Raw genomic sequence first — 16,293 nt, forward strand, 5'->3', positions numbered from 1 at the left:
CAAAAAGACTTTTTCAACAATAAGTCTAGTCAGTAAATAGAATCTGCGACGCGAAGCCACGCTACCTGCTGCTCGCCCCGATTTACAATCGGGGCGTATTTGGTCAAGCGTCTCTGACGCGAAACCCCTCCATCCCGATCATTCCATGACGGTTACAAATCGGGATAAGCGACTTTTGCAAACTTCCATTTCCCTACTGACATACAGTTGTCATTGCTGCCTCGCTCCTTTGCGATGTCATTCAACTATCTTATCGCTTATGGACATCGTCACCATCGAACCTTTCTATTTTGTGGGCCTCGCCGTTCGCACGACGAATGAAAACGGTCAGGCAGCCCTGGATTTGGGCACTTTATGGAAGCAATTTCTATCGGAAAGTCTCATCAATCAGATTCCTGACAAACTAGAATCCACCCTACACTGTCTCTACACGAATTACGAGTTGGACCATACCAGGCCCTATACTGCTCTACTCGGCTGTAAAGTTCGTTCGCTGGACCATGTTCCGGAAGGATTTGTGGGGAAGACGGTAGCAGGCGGCACCTACGGCGTATTTAAGACAGCGGGAAAACTCAGCGAAGGCATTGTCTATCAGCAGTGGCTAAGAATCTGGAACATGGACCTCAACCGAAACTACACCACTGACTTTGAAGTATACATGACCAATAATCCAGAGGACGAAGCTGTCGCTATTTATATCGCCCTAAACGACTCTGCTCACACCGATTTCTAACCGCCATAGAATGATCGGGGTATTTTTGGTTAAGCCTCTCAGACGCGAAACCATTCCACCCCGATTACAAATCGGTGTGAGCTAATTTTTTCGTTACTTCGCCTCCGTTCTCAAACCTATCTAAACCGATGAAATTTCTCCTTGCTGGCTTTGTTCTACTAAGCCTGACCGCCTGTCAATCCTATTCTGACCTTCAGGGAACCTGGCAACTGGTATCTTCCGCCAAAATCGAAAATGGTCGAACCACTACGGATGACTGGTCCGGTAAGAAAATGATCAAAATTCTGAATGCGACTCATTTTTCCTTCCTGAATCACGATACAAACGGCGGGAAAGATTCTACGACAGCCTCGTTCGTAGCCGGAGGTGGTACCTATACGCACGAAGGAGACCGATATACCGAACGGGTAGAATACTGTAGTTACCGACCGTACGAGGGAAAAAGTTTTGATTTTACCGTAGAAATTAAACAGGATACGCTTATTCAGACGGGCAAGGAAGAAGTGAAGGAAATGGGTATTAACCACGTTATCGTGGAGAAGTATGTTCGCGTTAAAAACTAAAGCGTGGTCCTCAGTACGCGAATACAGAGCCACTAGGCCCTATCTATTTTATAATCAGCCTGGTTCGTACCGGGCTTTTTCTTAACTAGTCCCCATTTATTCCTTTGGTTAGTACAGTTCAGACGATAGTTTTATCAGTTCAGTCAGGTTCGTCTGTAAGCTATTCATCAGCCCTACTACCTTTGGGTACGTAAAAGCCATGAACTATTTTCTTGTCACGTTAGCCCTGCTGGTCAGTACCATCGCTCGGGCTCAGTATCAGCCTCTTGGGGCCATTACACAACCAGTAGAAGGTTTCGTTATCACTACCCGGGGAGATACCCTGGTGGGTGAAGTTCACATTGTTTCACTTGCCAATGATTCGCCCACCAGCGTAATCGTACAAATCCCGGATCACGAAAAGCAGAAATTCAAGGGCCATGAATTACGAGTGATTGCCCAGCAAATTCCTGATTTCGCCTACCAAACGGGCAGCATTCCCCGCGAACGCGAGTATGTACTGTTTGAACGCGTTACGAATCCGAGAACTGATAAATCAGTATTACTGGAACGATTGACGCCAGCGGACGGTCCTTTGGCTCTGTATTTCGATCCTTCGGGTTGGAAAAATTCGCCGGGATTTACCTTCGGCAATTTCACCATTAGCCGGGAACAGGACCTCAGCTATATTCTGATGAAAAACAACCTTGAGTTTTTCTTGGCTCGTCCAACTGACATTGAGCAGATTCACGAAAAAGCGATGTCCGATTGTCCTGCGTTCCTGGAGCGTTTTCCGAAGGCGACGCGTCGGGATTGGAAAGAATTGGGTGAACGCGTGGTTTTCTATAATCAGTCCTGCCCGTAAGCAAGCCTCTTAATCCTTCAATCTACCAAGTTTTGAATTATATCGTTGATGAAAAAGTATTGGCTGGTACTCCTCACCACCCTGAGTCTGACGGCCTGTGAGCGTTCTATTGATTCGTTTACCCTTCGGATCGAACCCGTTTTTGCCGCAGTAATCCAAATCCCTAAAACGGGTCAGGTTTCCAAACCGATTTCTATAAAAGTTCGGGTCGAAGAACCTAGCCCTTGTTATCAGGACATGAACCTGTTACTGGAAAAAGAAAGTGAGTTTACCTATCGTTTACAGGCTAACGCAGGGTATGTCAACCGTAACGAAGTATGTTCACAGGCAGTGGTCGTAACCGATACCCTCTTCACGTTTGTACCACTACAAAAAGGAACTTATATTATTCATACCAACAAGCCCCCCTTTCCCGTACAAACCGATTCCATTCGGGTGGAATAAATCCGGGCCGACTACCAGAATACGTGTAAAGTAGCGAATCAATACCCGTGTAAATTCACTTCATCACTTTCGCGTAGTTCAACGCGTTTTCCCATCTTCTTCTGAATAATTTTGAAGTGATGTTCGTCCTCAGGGGTGATGAGTGAAATCGCTTCGCCGGAGGCTTCTGCTCGACCAGTACGGCCGATCCGGTGTACGTAATCCTTGGGCGAACGGGGTAATTCGTAATTAATTACGTAGGGAAGAAACTGAATGTCGATTCCCCGGCCAATCAGATCCGTTGCCACCAGTACCCGGATTTCTCCGGATTTGAATCGGTTTAGGGCCTGCACCCGGGCTCCCTGACTTTTCTGACTGTGCATGGCGTACGCCTGAATGCCGTTTTTATTCAGTTTCACGACCAGATTGTCCGCCGTACGCGTAGAGGATACGAAGACCAGTACCTGATTCATGTCCTGACTCTTGATCAAATACCGCAGGAAAGGACCTTTGCGTTCCTCAGAAACCCGATACGCCACCTGCTGAATCAGATCCAGGTTTTGTTCTTCTTCGACAATCTCAATTTTTACCGGATTATTCAGCAATTGCTGGTTAATCCCTTCAATCGCATCGCCCAGCGTAGCCGAAAATAGTAGGCTCTGCCGTTTACGGGGTAAGCGAGCAAAGATTTGCTTCATTTCCTCCGCAAAACCCAGATTCAGCATTTTATCCGCTTCATCGAGTACCAGCATTTCTACTTCAGCCAGCGATACGGCTTTGTTCTGCATCAAATCCAGCAGACGACCCGGCGTGGCTACCAGAATCTCCGTACCCAACATCGCCTTCATCTGGGGATTGATCGACACCCCTCCGTATACAGCCAGCGTTCTTATTTTTCGGGGAAGGCGGGTACTAAACGTCTGAAAAACTTCGGCAATCTGCATCGCCAGCTCACGGGTGGGCACCAGTACCAGGGCCTTGGGCGAACGGTTGCGAGTCGAAGGCTTCTGCTGAAAGAGTTCCAGAATGGGCAAAGCAAAACTGGCCGTTTTTCCCGAACCGGTTTTCGCAATCCCAAAGAGGTCTTTTCCCGCCAGAATCGCCGGAATCGCTTCTTTTTGAATGGGATATGCTTGGGTATACTGCTGTTCAGCGATCGCTTTCAGCAGGGGTTCGGAAAGACCAAGATTGGCAAATGACATAGAATTCGGGTACGATGAAAGGCCAAATATACGACGGATTATTCAGAGCAGGGGCGGATGGGGTCAAAGCATCCCCTGTTAAGCTTTAGTGGAACAGTTCTTTCTTTTTCCCTGAAAAACGATCCATTCCACCTATGAATATCTTCGAACTTCTGGTTGCCAGCATTGCTGGCACGTCGCTCATGACGTTGTTTATGTACCTGATGAGTTTTCTGACGGGTTACAAAACGAAAGTTATTAATGTCTTAGGAACGCTTCTGACGTTTCAAACCAAGCCTTCGGGTGAACTGTCGTATTCACCACTGGCCGTTGCGGTAGGGACCGTTGCTCACTATGCAGTAGGCTTTGCCTTTGCACTGGCGTACGGCTGGCTTTGGTCGGAAGAAATCCTGCAGCCCAATCTCTGGGGTATCCTGATTTTAGGTACCGTGAGCGGTATTCTGGCGGTCATTTTCTGGTGGTCTTTCTTTAAAATCCACCCGAAATCGCCGGATTTGAAACTTTCAGCGTACCTGACGGCCATTTTCCTCGCCCATTATTTTTTCGTTGCTGGCGTGGTTTGGTGTTATAATTTTTTGCGATCCTGAGTTGAAAGCCATCCATTTCCAACGGAACTACTATTTTTGCGGCCAGTGAGCCGGAAATGCCGTGGGAATACCCTTTTTAAAGCCTGTATTTTCACTTTTTCATCATCTAAAACCGAACTTTTCCATCACGTATCGTTCATACACTACTGAAAATGAGCAAGAAAGTTTTAATTATTGGTGCCGGTGGCGTAGGCAATGTGGTTGCTAAGAAAGTAGCCATGAATCCGGATTCTTTTAGCGAAATCCTGCTGGCCTCGCGTACCAAGTCCAAGTGTGATAAAATTGCCGCCGAAGCTCGTGAGCATGGCCTCCCTACGCCCATTCAGACGGCCCAGGTAGACGCTGACAATGTAGCTGAGCTGGTTGCTTTGATCAACGACTTCAAACCCTTCATGGTCATTAACGTGGCTCTGCCCTACCAGGATCTGACCATCATGGATGCCTGTCTGGAAACGGGTGTGCATTACCTGGATACGGCCAACTACGAGCCCAAAGACGTAGCGAAGTTCGAGTACTCCTGGCAATGGGCCTATCAGGATCGCTTCCAGAAAGCTGGACTGATGGCCTTGCTGGGTTGCGGTTTTGATCCGGGCGTAACGCAGGTGTTTACAGCGTATGCGAATAAGCATCAGTTCTCGGAAATGCAGTACCTCGACATCGTGGACTGCAATGCCGGTGATCACGGAAAAGCCTTTGCTACCAACTTTAACCCCGAAATCAACATCCGGGAAATTACGCAGCCGGGTCGGTACTGGGAGAGTGGCGAATGGGTGGAAATCCCCGCCATGAGCGTCCATAAGCCCATCGAATACCCGAACGTTGGTCTTAAAGAAAGTTATGTTCTGTACCACGAAGAACTGGAATCCTTGGTGAAGAACTTCCCAACGCTGAAGCGGGCCCGTTTCTGGATGACGTTTGGTCAACAGTACATTACCCACTTGCAGGTGCTTGAAAACGTAGGTATGACCAGCATTCAGCCTATCAAGTTCCAAGGTATGGATGTTGTTCCGCTGGAGTTCCTGAAAGCTTTACTTCCCGAACCTGGTACGCTGGGCGAAAACTATACGGGTGAAACGTCCATCGGTTGCCAGATTCGGGGTATTGGTAAAGATGGTCAGGAAAAAACCTACTTCGTTTGGAACAACTGCAAGCACCAGGATGCCTACAAGGATACGCAGGCTCAGGGCGTAAGCTACACGACGGGTGTTCCCGCCATGATCGGAGCCAAGCTGATGTGCGACGGCGTTTGGATGCAACCCGGCGTCTGGAACTGTGAGCAGATGGACCCCGATCCGTTTATGGATTTGTTGAATAAACATGGTTTGCCCTGGCACGAAGCGGTGAATGAACCGTTGTCTGTAGAGCAATAGAATAAAAAAGCCGATTCTTTAGGGAATCGGCTTTTTTGTTTGATGGGTGTTATTCTTGATCCCCGCATTATATATGGGGCTAGACTGGTACCGTTTGCGACTGCAGGTTTCCAAACCTGTACCCGCCCTTTGGCAGTTTCCAACTGCCGTACTCTCACCCATAGTTATACAATGAAGGCAGGTAAGAACCTGCCTCATATTATTGCAACTCCGCCTTGAATCCAGCTTTTTCGACAGTTTGGATGACGGTTGCGGCTTCCAGCTCCTCTCCTTCTACCGTCAGAATTTTATCCGGATTATTGGTGTCCACTTTCCAGTTGTCAATCGAATCTTCCTGATTAAGAAACGGAGAAACTTTGGCTACGCAATTGCTGCAATTGATATTGGTTTTGAATTGAATCGTTTCCATGTGTTTAGTTTTCAGCGGGTCCGCCGCTACGGTTTGTGTTTTTGTTTTCAGTTAAATCCTAGAATTAGTTTGCAGTTTATAGTCTTCTGTTTCCAGTTAAGCACCTTACTCATTAGTCCTCTAAAAACATCTAACCTACTCTCTCAATCATTTATTTATTCACTCATTCTATCATTCAAAATTAACCGTTACACCCTCCGGTACTTCAGTCGCAGACTATTCATCACGACGGATACTGAACTCAGGGCCATGGCTGCTCCGGCGATCATTGGATTCAATAAAAATCCGTTCAATGGGTACAATACCCCGGCGGCAATGGGAATACCGATGATATTGTAAATGAAGGCCCAGAACAGGTTCTGTCGAATGGCGTGTACCGTCAGTCGGGAAATTCGTAGTGCTTTCGGTAATTGCAGCAAGTCCCCCGAAATCAGCGTCATTTTTGCTACGTCCATCGCCACGTCCGAGCCGTGACCCATCGCAATGCTTACGTCGGCCTGAGCCAGAGCCTGCGAGTCATTGATGCCGTCACCTACCATGGCGACTACCTTTCCCTGGCTCTGGTATGCTTTCACTACCTCGGCTTTATCACCGGGCAAGACTTCCGCCCGGAATTCGGTCACCCCCACTTCTGCCGCCACCTGAGCGGCCGTCTGGGCATTATCGCCCGTCAGCATGAGTACCTGCACGCCTTGTTTTCGCAACTGCGTAATGGCTTCTTTTGAATGGGCTTTGATGGGGTCGTTGATCGCCAGTACGGCCAATACCTTCTGCTCCCGAGCCAATACAATCACCGTGCGAGCCTGATTCTGCCACTGCTGTATCGGCCAATGATCTAGTACTATGCCTTCGGCTTCCATCCAGCGGGGACTTCCTGCCCGAAAAACTACGCCTTCTACCTGACCGCGGATGCCCTTCCCGGGTATGTTTTCCAAAGCCGATACCGCGGCTGGTTTTACTTTCTCTGCTTTCAGGAATTGTACTATGGCTTGAGCCAGTGGATGCGTCGATTGACTTTCCAGGCCTAGTAAGACGGGTTTCCAGGCTTCGTCGCTCCATTGGCTATCCGTTACGCTGGGCTTGCCTTCGGTAATCGTTCCCGTTTTATCCAGAATAAGCGTATTCATTCGGTAGGCTCGCTCCAGACTTTCGGCATCTTTGATCAGAATACCGTTTTCGGCTCCCTTGCCTACCCCAACCATAATCGCCGTGGGCGTGGCCAGTCCCAGAGCACAGGGACAGGCAATGACCAGTACCGTGACGGCATTCAACAGGGCATACGTCAGAGCGTTTTCGCCACCTAGTAACCACCAGATCAGAAACGTTAGTACGGCGATTCCCAAAACTACTGGAACGAAAATGCCCGCAATTTTATCAACCAGCCGCTGAATGGGAGCCTTACTCCCCTGAGCTTCCTGTACCTGCCGGATGATCTGAGCCAGTAAGGTATCGCTGCCCACTTTCTGAGCAATGAAATGAAAACTCCCCTGCTGATTGACGGTTCCGGCAAATACCTTGGTTCCCTTCGTTTTTTCAACGGGAATGGGTTCCCCCGAAATCATACTCTCATCGACGTACGACTGGCCTGATTTGACCTGCCCATCCACGGGTATCTTATCACCGGGCCGTACCAGCAGACGATCGCCCACGCCTACTTCAGCGAGTAGCACCTGTACTTCTTCGCCGTTTTCAATCCGTATGACCGTCTGCGGTTGCAGCCCCATTAGTTTTTTGATGGCCGAAGACGTATTGGACTTAGCCCGTTCTTCCAGCCATTTGCCCAGCAGAATAAATGTCACTACGACCGCCGCTGCTTCAAAATATACGTGTGGATGCAATCCCCGTTGATGCCAGAATTCCGGATATACCGTATTAAATACGCTGAACGCATAGGCAATACCTGTACTCATCGCTACCAGCGTATCCATGGAAGTTTGCCCAAAGCGGGCCTGCTTGACGGCATTGACAAAGAACTTCCGCCCAAACCAGAAAAGTACCGGTGTACTTAGTCCCCACATGAGGTAATTGGCGGGCGGCCAGTCCATCCATACCATCCCCAGTACTACCACCGGAATCGTCAGTATGGCCGACCAGATCAGGTTAGACTGTAATGTTTTGAGGCGATTTTCTTTGTATTCGGCCTGCTTTTCCTGGGCATTTTCTGCATCAATAATCAACCCATAACCAATGCCCTGTACGGCCTTTTGTAGCCTTTCAAGGGACGTTTGCTGCGGATCAAAAACAATACGGGCAGATTCGTCGGCGAAATTGACCGTCGTTTTTTCTACGCCGGGCTGTTTCGTCAGTATGGTTTCCACGCTTTGGGCACAGGCCGCACAGCTCATGCCCGTGACGGGTATACGTAAAGATTCGGTGGATGTTTCAAGCGTTTCCATGACTACTTCCATTACAGATACAAAGTTCGGCTTCCTGGCGTACATCGGCATTACAGCTTTCCGGAAGGAATTTGCATAGTTTTGCCACTAGCGTCGGGGTTTACGCGGGTAATCTTCCATCTCCACGGCGGGCAGTACCGGATTTAGGATTTGCTTGGATATGACCACTCGGAAAAACTTCACCCCACTCACTTCATAATCCTGCCAGAACTTATCCCGTAATTGTAAATTACGGTAAATCGTTGAGTAACTCACCTGGGGTTCCCAGCCGTGAATGTTCAGCGTAGTTAACAAAAATTCTACCGTTTTTTTCAGGTTAGAAAAGTACACCAGGGACGCATCCCGCCGCCGCTGATCGGGTAAAGCGGGATAGGGCTGAATACTGAGTTCATAAATAGGTTGCTGATTCATAGCACATTCATGGAAAATTATGAGCTTATTTTTCAGTAACACAATTTCAGGGTAAGAAGTGCCGTTTGACCCACATACACCAACAAAAAGACCCCGACTGCTTATGGCTGGGGTCTTTCTTTTTTTGTCTGGTATCTTCCAGCTTTATTGCAAACGTTTAAACAGACGATTAGGTACGTCCACGTAGGATCCTATAGCCAAATCAATCTGCATCGCTTCAGGGCATAGAAATAATCGCCCACTTAAGTAATTGTCAGGTCTGGTTCCGTACCTGGCAAGGCCTAACGAATCAGCAATGGCAACGCCGCTCTCTAGTTTAATAAGCTGATAACTTCCTTTGTACAGCACACTTTTATCTTTTCGAACTTCAATGTGATTCGTATCGGCGAAAATCATTTCCACGTTCGGTACCGGAGCGGTATAATTCGTAACGGACGAACTCGTATAAACAAGTTTCCACGTTCCCAACAATTGCTGTCGAAACGTTTTGACATCCGTAGCAGCATTCTCTGCCAAACAAGACATAAGCATCGGCTCAACGGATTTGTTTTTTTGACAGCCCATAGCCAGTATCAACAGAATAAAAGTAGCTTTTTTCATTGATTCCCCTTTTTTCACCAAGACCCAGACCTAAGTGTTGGCGTTGGAAAGCCATTTCTTTATTTTCATTTTTTATTCAGCTCCCAATCGGCTGATGGCCAATTTTTTAAGTACTCCAGGTAAAAAAACTGTCAACCGAAAACCGGAAACTCTAAACTTTTGCTATTATCTTTGTATCCCGTACACAAATCATACACGTCGTCATGTCCACGGCCAAACCGACGAAATATATCTTTGTTACGGGCGGGGTTGCATCTTCTCTCGGCAAAGGCATTGTCGCCTCCTCGTTAGCTAAACTTCTGCAAGCCAGGGGTCTTTCCGTTACTATTCAGAAAATCGATCCTTACATTAACGTCGATCCCGGTACGCTCAATCCGTATGAGCACGGGGAATGTTACGTTACCGATGATGGAGCCGAAACGGACCTAGATCTAGGTCACTACGAACGCTTTCTGAACGTTCCCACGTCACAGGATAACAACGTGACGACGGGCCGTATCTACTACAACGTCATCATGGCCGAACGCGAGGGCAAGTACCTCGGCAAAACGGTACAGGTGGTGCCTCACATTACCGACGAAATCAAACGCTGCATTACGGCGTTGGGTACGACGGGTAATTTTGACATTGTCATTACTGAGATTGGCGGTTGCGTGGGTGATATTGAATCCTTACCCATCATCGAAGCTGCCCGTCAGCTGAAGTATGAACTGGGCGAGAACAATACGCTCTTCATTCACCTGACACTGGTTCCGTACCTGAGTTCGGCGGGTGAATTGAAAACCAAACCGACGCAACACTCGGTTCGTACGCTTTCGGAGTCCGGTATTCAAGCCGACATTCTGGTTTGTCGTACCGAGCATCCGATTCCGCAGGATATGCGTCGCAAGATCGCTCTCTTCTGCAACGTACAGCCTAACGACGTAATCGAGTCCATCGACGCCGAGACCATCTACGATGTGCCGCTGTTGATGAAAAAGGAAAAGCTCGATCAGCGGGCTTTGTACAAACTCAATCTGTACAACGATCAGGAACCCGATCTGGATTCCTGGAAAGACTTCCTCGGCAAGTACAAAAACCCAACGGACCAGATTACGGTAGGTCTCGTAGGTAAGTACGTCGAACTGAAAGACGCCTACAAATCCATTGCGGAAGCCTTCATCCACGCCGGTGCTGAAAACGAGTGCCGGGTTAAGGTAGAATGGATTTCTTCGGAAACCCTGGAACAGGAAGAAGTCATTGAGCAATTGCTCAATCTGGATGGTATTCTGGTAGCTCCGGGTTTTGGTGAGCGGGGTCTGGAAGGAAAAATCCGGGCGGTACAACTCGCCCGCGAGAATAAGATTCCGTTCTTCGGTATTTGCTTAGGTATGCAGATGGCCGTCATCGAGTACGCTCGCAACGTAGCGGGTATTGCCGGTGCTTCGTCTTCCGAGCTGGAACCTTCCACCCCTAATCCGGTCATTGACCTGATGCAGGAGCAGAAAGCCATCAAAGCCAAAGGCGGTACCATGCGACTGGGAGCCTGGCCCTGTGATCTGCAAAAAGATTCACTCGCCCATCAGATTTACGGCAAGAAGAAAATCTCCGAGCGTCACCGCCACCGGTACGAATTCAACAATGCGTATCTGAAGCAATTGAACTCTGCTGGTCTAGTTACCTCAGGTATCAATCCGGAAAGCAAACTGGTCGAAATCATTGAGCTGAAACCTGAAGTTCACCCCTTCTTTATCGGTGTGCAGTTCCACCCCGAGTATAAAAGTACGGTGTTGAGTCCGGCTCCGCTGTTCGTACATTTCGTGAAAGCAGCCCTTACTTACTCCCTCGCGAAACGGGAATCGGTAACGGTAGGCGTATAAAATCGCTCTAAATAAACGAAATAAGTATCTGACAATTAACCTGTTATCTTATTCTAACTAAAGTGTATTTTTAGAAAAGAGAAGCCGTTAGGTCCTAGGTTTTATTGCCACCAATCGGCACTGTCGGTTACCGTTTAACATTAATTCCATTCTATTACTGGAAAAAAAGGACGAGCACGCAGGGCTTTCGGGATTGTTTCCGAACTTTGCGTGCTCATTTTTTTAAACTCTAATTACACCGGAGCCTTGTTGTCTCCCCACCATCCTTATGGATCGTAATACCATCATTGGGTTGCTATTGATTGTTGGCATGTTGCTTGGGTACCAGTTTCTGATGCCCGAAGAAAAGCCGCAACCCCAGAAACCCCAGCAAATGGGTGTTCCCAAGAAGAATGTTTCTACGGCTGCGACGCTGGATACGGCCGCACTAGGTAGCTTCTCATCCGCTGCCAAAGGTACTTCGCAGGAAGTAGTCCTTGAGAATAAAGACGTTCGCGTCACGTTCTCTACCCAGGGCGGCCGGATTAAGGAAGTACTGCTCAAAAATTACAAAACGTACGATCAAAAGCCGCTGTATCTTTTCGACGAGAAGGGTTCCCGTCTCGGACTGGAATTGCCCAACGGCCCCGGCAAAGTAGATGCTAGTCAGTTATTCTTTAACACGACGGATCAAAGCCAGGTAGTAGCAGAAAACGGTTCGGGCACGGTAGCCTTTACCCTCCAACTAGCCAGTGGCCAAACCATCGAGCAACGCTATACGCTTCCCGGCAAAGGTTTTACCCTGGGGTATGATCTGAACGCGAAAAATTTCGGTGGAAACGCCCGCCTGTTCTGGTCACACACCATCGATCGTACAGAGAAAGATGTGAATAAACTGCGGAATGAAAGTACCATCAACTACTTAACCACGGATGAATCCTTCGATCACCTGAGCCAGAATAGTTCCGGTACGGAAGAGCAGACGCTGGAAGAACCCGTCAAATGGCTTTCATTCAAGCAGATGTACTTTGTATCCGGCTTGGTGGGTGAAGGTACTAACCTCTCGGGTGTAAAGCTGAAATCAACGGCCTTCCCCGACAATAACGAGGAAAATCTGAAGACGCTGGAAGCCGAAGTACAATTGCCTGCGGCTGATCTGGCGGCGGGTAAAGGCAAGTTCAAGCTGTACTTTGGCCCCAACGATTACCAGCTCACCACGCAGGTAGCTCCCGACTTTAACGAAAACGTGTACCTGGGTTACGCCTTCCTGAAACCCGTGAACCGATATGTATTCGTTCCGCTGTTCAATTTGCTCGGTGGATTTATTTCCAACTACGGCGTACTGATTTTTGTACTGGTCTTCATTATCAAACTGATTCTGACGCCCCTTACGTACAAGAGTTACATTTCCATGGCGAAGATGCGGGTCTTACAACCGGAGCTTGCGGCCTTGAAGGAAAAAATTGGCGACGACGATGCCCAGAAAATGCAGCAGGAGCAGATGAAGCTCTACCAGCAGGTGGGAGTCAATCCTTTATCGGGTTGCGTACCGCAATTACTGACGCTTCCTATTCTGATGTCGGTCTTCTTCCTCTTCCCGAACCTGATTGAGCTGCGTCAACAGCCCTTCCTGTGGACCAATGACCTTTCATCGTACGATGACCTGATTAAGTTCGGCTTCTCGTTACCGATTCTGGGTAATCACATCAGCTTGTTTACGGTAATGATGACGGGTTCCAGCATTCTGTTTGCGTACTACAACAACCAGACGACGGTAAGCACGCCGGGTCCGGTAGATTATCGTACGCTGGGTTACATCATGCCGCTCATGTTCTTCTTTATCATGAACTCCTTCCCGGCGGGTCTGGCCTGGTACTATCTGGTCTCCAACCTGATCACGATCGGTCAGCAGCAATTGATTAAACGCTTCGTTGACGAAGACAAAATCAAAGCTATTCTGGAGGAAAACCGTCGCAAGATTTCGAGCGGAGAAAAGAAAAAATCGAAATTCTCTGAGATGCTCGAAAAACAGTTGAAAGCGGCGGAAGAAGCGAAAAAACAAGCCGAAGCTCAGGCCAACAAAAAGAAAAAATAGTTGGTAACTGGCCCGATGGCCTGCCTAACGTGACAAAAGCCCCTGACCTACCGGAAAGGGGCTTTTTGATTGGTATCTTTCTTTTGCGTAAATATTGGGGGCGGTTGGTAAGACCGTCCATTCTGATTTACTTTTGTCCAAAGACGTATTCATGATTCGACTTACCTTCATCTTTTTCAGTATCCTTTTCTCGCTGAATGTTCTGGCCCAAACCGCTCCTGCGGACTACCAGCAGGCGTACCAGAAGGGCGAACGGGCTCTTCGCGATAAAAAATACGATTTGGCCCGCGAGTACTTTGCTCCACTCACCTCGGCCCGTTACCAGAACGAACTGGCACCCTACAGTCACTACTTCATGGCTCTGGCCTGTTTAAAAAGCGATCGACTGGCCGAAAGCCGTACCTACTTACGCCAGCTGGAGAGTCGTTACCCCAACTGGTCGAAAATCGCTGATGCCCGCTACCTGTACGCCAATGTGCTCCTGGAAGAAGATCAGTTTACGGCCGGTGTGGATGCCCTGAAACGCCTGCCGGAAGCACGCATGAAGCAGGACATTGAGTCACTGGAAGCGTATTATCTGGCTCAGTGTACGAACCTTTCCACGCTGCGTCAGCTCCATACCAAGTACCCGAATGATGCCATTATTGCCGAAAATCTGGTCGCTCTGATTCAGCGGAACTCAACGAATAAGGCCGATCTGGATTTAGCTGCCCGACTTACTACTCGCTTTTCCCTGAAACCCCGTACGGCTCCAACCGCCTCAGGTACGCCTGTGGTTACGACACCGAAAGGCAAGAAAAGTGCTTATACCATTGCCGTCCTTTTCCCGTTCCGAATGAATGAGCTGAACTCAGCAAACAATCAATTCGTAGTGGATCTGTACGAAGGCATCCGAGTGGCCGTCAAAAAACTGCAAAGCGAAGGGATCACGGTCAATGTCCTGGCCTATGAAGTGGATAACACGGCTGAAAGTATGCAGAAAGTATTCGGAGATCCTCAGTTTCAGCAGTCGGATGTACTCATTGGACCGCTGTATCCAGTTACGTACGAACTGGCGACGAGCTGGGCTGCCGAACGGAACATTCCCATCGTCAATCCGATTTCGACGAATAGTTCTTTACTGGAAAACCAAACCTATCTGGTACAACCCTCCGTTGAATCACAGGCTCGTCTGCTCTTCCAGTTTTCGCAACGCTTTACGCCCAAATCCACGTACATCGCCTACGGCAATACGCGTCAGGATTCACTACTCGCCGCGACCTACGCTCAAGTAGCAAAAACGAATGGCGTGCAGGTACTGGGCATGAAACGCGGTCGCAGCGAAAGCCTCGCCGTTGAATTAAAAGGCAAGAAGCCGGGTCACATTCTGGCTGCTTTTACGGGTAGCGGCGAAGGCCCCGGCGTGATTTCCTGGAATCGGAGTACGAACTTAGGAGTCCCCCTGCTGGTACCTTACGAAGCCTTCAATACGAACACGTCTCCGGCATCCACGTTTTCGGGTTCGAATATATACTTCTTTGATTCCATGTTTAGCAGTGATACCGACCCGGCGGTCCTGGATTTCCGGCAGAAGTACATGACGCAAGTCAATACACTGCCGTCCAATTACGCCTACCTCGGGTACGACACCATGCTCTTTTTCGGTCGTATGCTGGGTAAGTACGGTAACGATTTTACCAAAGGACTGAAAAGTCAATCCTACAAGGATGGCTACACGCTGGGTGGATTTGACTATCGGCAATCCACCGACAATCAAAATTTCAACGTTCTAAAATTCAGTAACTATCAATTTATTCAGGTTAAATAATTGCGTTTGAAGTTTAGGGTTTAGAGTTTGGAAGCCTAGGTCGACTAGACTTACGTTTCAGCCACTAAGCACTTCAGCAATTTAGGCTTTGCCTAGTAACGCAACTCAAAACTCCAAACCCAAAACTCAAAACTCAACTTGCTTCCATGACAACATCTGAACAACTTTTCCAACGAGCCAAAGAGGTCATTCCTGGTGGCGTCAATTCGCCGGTACGGGCGTTTCGGGCCGTAGGTGGCAATCCCCTATTTATCAAAGCAGCCCAAGGGCCTTATTTGATTGACGAAGACAATAATCAGTACATCGAACTGATCAACTCCTGGGGACCGATGATTCTGGGCCATGCCAATGAAATGATCCAGAAAGCCGTTTCGGATGCGGTTCAGCATTCGTTTTCCTTCGGGGCTCCTACCCGTCGGGAAGTGGAAATGGCCGAACTCATCATTTCGATGGTACCCTCCATCGAGAAAGTTCGGATGGTGAATTCCGGTACCGAGGCTACGATGTCGGCCATTCGCGTGGCTCGTGGCTTTACGGGTCGTGAAAAGATGATCAAGTTTGAAGGTTGTTACCACGGTCACGGCGACAGCTTCCTGATTGCCGCCGGCAGTGGAGCCGTAACGATGGGCGTCCCCGATAGTCCAGGAGTCACTAAAGGCGTCGCTAACGATACGCTGACGGCTCCCTTCAATGATCTGTATTCGGTAGAAACGCTGATAGAGGCCAACAAAGGCCAGATTGCCGCCATTATCCTGGAACCCGTGGTAGGAAACATGGGTCTGGTATTACCCGAGCCCGGTTTTCTGGAAGGCTTACGGGAACTGTGTGACAACGAAGGAATTCTGTTAATTTTTGATGAAGTAATGACGGGCTTCCGTCTTTCCGCTTCCGGTTTTCAGGGCATCACGTCCGTCCAGCCCGATTTAACTACGCTGGGTAAAATCATTGGCGGCGGTATGCCCGTAGGTGCTTACGGGGGCCGCAAGGAAATCATGGATTTCGTCTCTCCGGCGGG

General features: G+C 48.7%; 15 protein-coding genes. 10 read left to right on the top strand and 5 right to left on the bottom strand.

Annotated elements, in window-relative coordinates:
* Positions 1–259 precede the first annotated feature (259 nt).
* The 4 genes from ACOJTG_RS07925 (at position 260) to ACOJTG_RS07940 (ending at position 2,584) form a co-directional block, all read left to right on the top strand.
* Positions 260–733, top strand: a complete 474-nt coding sequence (locus tag ACOJTG_RS07925; RefSeq protein WP_420153315.1) for a GyrI-like domain-containing protein — start codon at positions 260–262, stop codon at positions 731–733.
* Between the two features lie 128 nt (positions 734–861).
* Positions 862–1,296 (top strand): hypothetical protein, encoded by a 435-nt coding sequence (locus ACOJTG_RS07930; protein ID WP_420153316.1) that lies wholly within the window; start codon positions 862–864, stop codon positions 1,294–1,296.
* A gap of 199 nt (positions 1,297–1,495) precedes the next feature.
* Complete coding sequence (locus ACOJTG_RS07935) at positions 1,496–2,140, top strand: hypothetical protein (protein WP_420153317.1); 645 nt, start codon at positions 1,496–1,498, stop codon at positions 2,138–2,140.
* Positions 2,141–2,188: 48 nt separating this feature from the next.
* Positions 2,189–2,584: a hypothetical protein gene (locus tag ACOJTG_RS07940; protein ID WP_420153318.1), complete on the top strand. Its 396-nt coding sequence runs from the start codon at positions 2,189–2,191 to the stop codon at positions 2,582–2,584.
* 38 nt (positions 2,585–2,622) lie between these two features.
* Here the strand turns inward: ACOJTG_RS07940 and ACOJTG_RS07945 are convergent, their stop codons facing one another.
* Positions 2,623–3,765: a DEAD/DEAH box helicase gene (locus tag ACOJTG_RS07945; RefSeq protein WP_420153319.1), complete on the bottom strand. Its 1,143-nt coding sequence runs from the start codon at positions 3,763–3,765 to the stop codon at positions 2,623–2,625.
* A 134-nt stretch (positions 3,766–3,899) separates the two neighbouring features.
* On the opposite strand from ACOJTG_RS07945, the gene ACOJTG_RS07950 reads away from it, so the two are divergent.
* Positions 3,900–4,352 carry a hypothetical protein gene (locus tag ACOJTG_RS07950; RefSeq protein ID WP_094815448.1) on the top strand — a complete coding sequence of 151 codons (453 nt, stop codon included), beginning with the start codon at positions 3,900–3,902 and terminating at the stop codon, positions 4,350–4,352.
* A 152-nt stretch (positions 4,353–4,504) separates the two neighbouring features.
* A complete protein-coding gene (locus ACOJTG_RS07955; RefSeq protein ID WP_420153320.1) occupies positions 4,505–5,722 on the top strand; it encodes a saccharopine dehydrogenase family protein in 1,218 nt (405 codons plus the stop codon).
* A 199-nt stretch (positions 5,723–5,921) separates the two neighbouring features.
* Here the strand turns inward: ACOJTG_RS07955 and ACOJTG_RS07960 are convergent, their stop codons facing one another.
* The 4 genes from ACOJTG_RS07960 to ACOJTG_RS07975 form a co-directional block, all read right to left on the bottom strand.
* Complete coding sequence (locus ACOJTG_RS07960) at positions 5,922–6,131, bottom strand: heavy-metal-associated domain-containing protein (RefSeq protein ID WP_094815444.1); 210 nt, start codon at positions 6,129–6,131, stop codon at positions 5,922–5,924.
* Positions 6,132–6,319: 188 nt separating this feature from the next.
* Complete coding sequence (locus tag ACOJTG_RS07965; protein WP_420153321.1) at positions 6,320–8,527, bottom strand: heavy metal translocating P-type ATPase; 2,208 nt, start codon at positions 8,525–8,527, stop codon at positions 6,320–6,322.
* An 87-nt stretch (positions 8,528–8,614) separates the two neighbouring features.
* Positions 8,615–8,938 carry a hypothetical protein gene (locus ACOJTG_RS07970; RefSeq protein WP_420153322.1) on the bottom strand — a complete coding sequence of 108 codons (324 nt, stop codon included), beginning with the start codon at positions 8,936–8,938 and terminating at the stop codon, positions 8,615–8,617.
* A gap of 144 nt (positions 8,939–9,082) precedes the next feature.
* Positions 9,083–9,463 (bottom strand): hypothetical protein, encoded by a 381-nt coding sequence (locus tag ACOJTG_RS07975; RefSeq protein WP_420153323.1) that lies wholly within the window; start codon positions 9,461–9,463, stop codon positions 9,083–9,085.
* Between the two features lie 278 nt (positions 9,464–9,741).
* Here ACOJTG_RS07975 and ACOJTG_RS07980 point away from each other — a divergent pair, with 278 nt between their 5' ends.
* The 4 genes from ACOJTG_RS07980 to ACOJTG_RS07995 form a co-directional block, all read left to right on the top strand.
* Positions 9,742–11,397, top strand: coding sequence for a CTP synthase (locus ACOJTG_RS07980; RefSeq protein ID WP_102200439.1), 1,656 nt, complete (start codon positions 9,742–9,744; stop codon positions 11,395–11,397).
* Between the two features lie 268 nt (positions 11,398–11,665).
* Complete coding sequence (gene yidC / locus ACOJTG_RS07985) at positions 11,666–13,471, top strand: membrane protein insertase YidC (protein ID WP_420153324.1); 1,806 nt, start codon at positions 11,666–11,668, stop codon at positions 13,469–13,471.
* 151 nt (positions 13,472–13,622) lie between these two features.
* The gene (locus ACOJTG_RS07990) at positions 13,623–15,278 is read left to right on the top strand and encodes an ABC transporter substrate-binding protein (protein WP_420153325.1); all 1,656 of its coding nucleotides are present in this window, start codon (positions 13,623–13,625) and stop codon (positions 15,276–15,278) included.
* 146 nt (positions 15,279–15,424) lie between these two features.
* Positions 15,425–16,293 (top strand): glutamate-1-semialdehyde 2,1-aminomutase (locus ACOJTG_RS07995; protein WP_420153326.1); only part of this gene is annotated, 869 nt, incomplete at its 3' end.

Origin of the sequence: Siphonobacter sp. (assembly GCF_048595215.1) — a bacterium.
Lineage (GTDB): Bacteria > Bacteroidota > Bacteroidia > Cytophagales > Spirosomataceae > Siphonobacter.

Coding starts and splice junctions, on each gene's coding strand:
- ACOJTG_RS07925 (WP_420153315.1), top strand. CDS start 260: ATGGACATCGTCACCATCGAACCTTTCTATTTTGTGGGCCTCGCCGTT.
- ACOJTG_RS07930 (WP_420153316.1), top strand. CDS start 862: ATGAAATTTCTCCTTGCTGGCTTTGTTCTACTAAGCCTGACCGCCTGT.
- ACOJTG_RS07935 (WP_420153317.1), top strand. CDS start 1,496: ATGAACTATTTTCTTGTCACGTTAGCCCTGCTGGTCAGTACCATCGCT.
- ACOJTG_RS07940 (WP_420153318.1), top strand. CDS start 2,189: ATGAAAAAGTATTGGCTGGTACTCCTCACCACCCTGAGTCTGACGGCC.
- ACOJTG_RS07945 (WP_420153319.1), bottom strand. CDS start 3,765: ATGTCATTTGCCAATCTTGGTCTTTCCGAACCCCTGCTGAAAGCGATC.
- ACOJTG_RS07950 (WP_094815448.1), top strand. CDS start 3,900: ATGAATATCTTCGAACTTCTGGTTGCCAGCATTGCTGGCACGTCGCTC.
- ACOJTG_RS07955 (WP_420153320.1), top strand. CDS start 4,505: ATGAGCAAGAAAGTTTTAATTATTGGTGCCGGTGGCGTAGGCAATGTG.
- ACOJTG_RS07960 (WP_094815444.1), bottom strand. CDS start 6,131: ATGGAAACGATTCAATTCAAAACCAATATCAATTGCAGCAATTGCGTA.
- ACOJTG_RS07965 (WP_420153321.1), bottom strand. CDS start 8,527: ATGGAAACGCTTGAAACATCCACCGAATCTTTACGTATACCCGTCACG.
- ACOJTG_RS07970 (WP_420153322.1), bottom strand. CDS start 8,938: ATGAATCAGCAACCTATTTATGAACTCAGTATTCAGCCCTATCCCGCT.
- ACOJTG_RS07975 (WP_420153323.1), bottom strand. CDS start 9,463: ATGTCTTGTTTGGCAGAGAATGCTGCTACGGATGTCAAAACGTTTCGA.
- ACOJTG_RS07980 (WP_102200439.1), top strand. CDS start 9,742: ATGTCCACGGCCAAACCGACGAAATATATCTTTGTTACGGGCGGGGTT.
- yidC (WP_420153324.1), top strand. CDS start 11,666: ATGGATCGTAATACCATCATTGGGTTGCTATTGATTGTTGGCATGTTG.
- ACOJTG_RS07990 (WP_420153325.1), top strand. CDS start 13,623: ATGATTCGACTTACCTTCATCTTTTTCAGTATCCTTTTCTCGCTGAAT.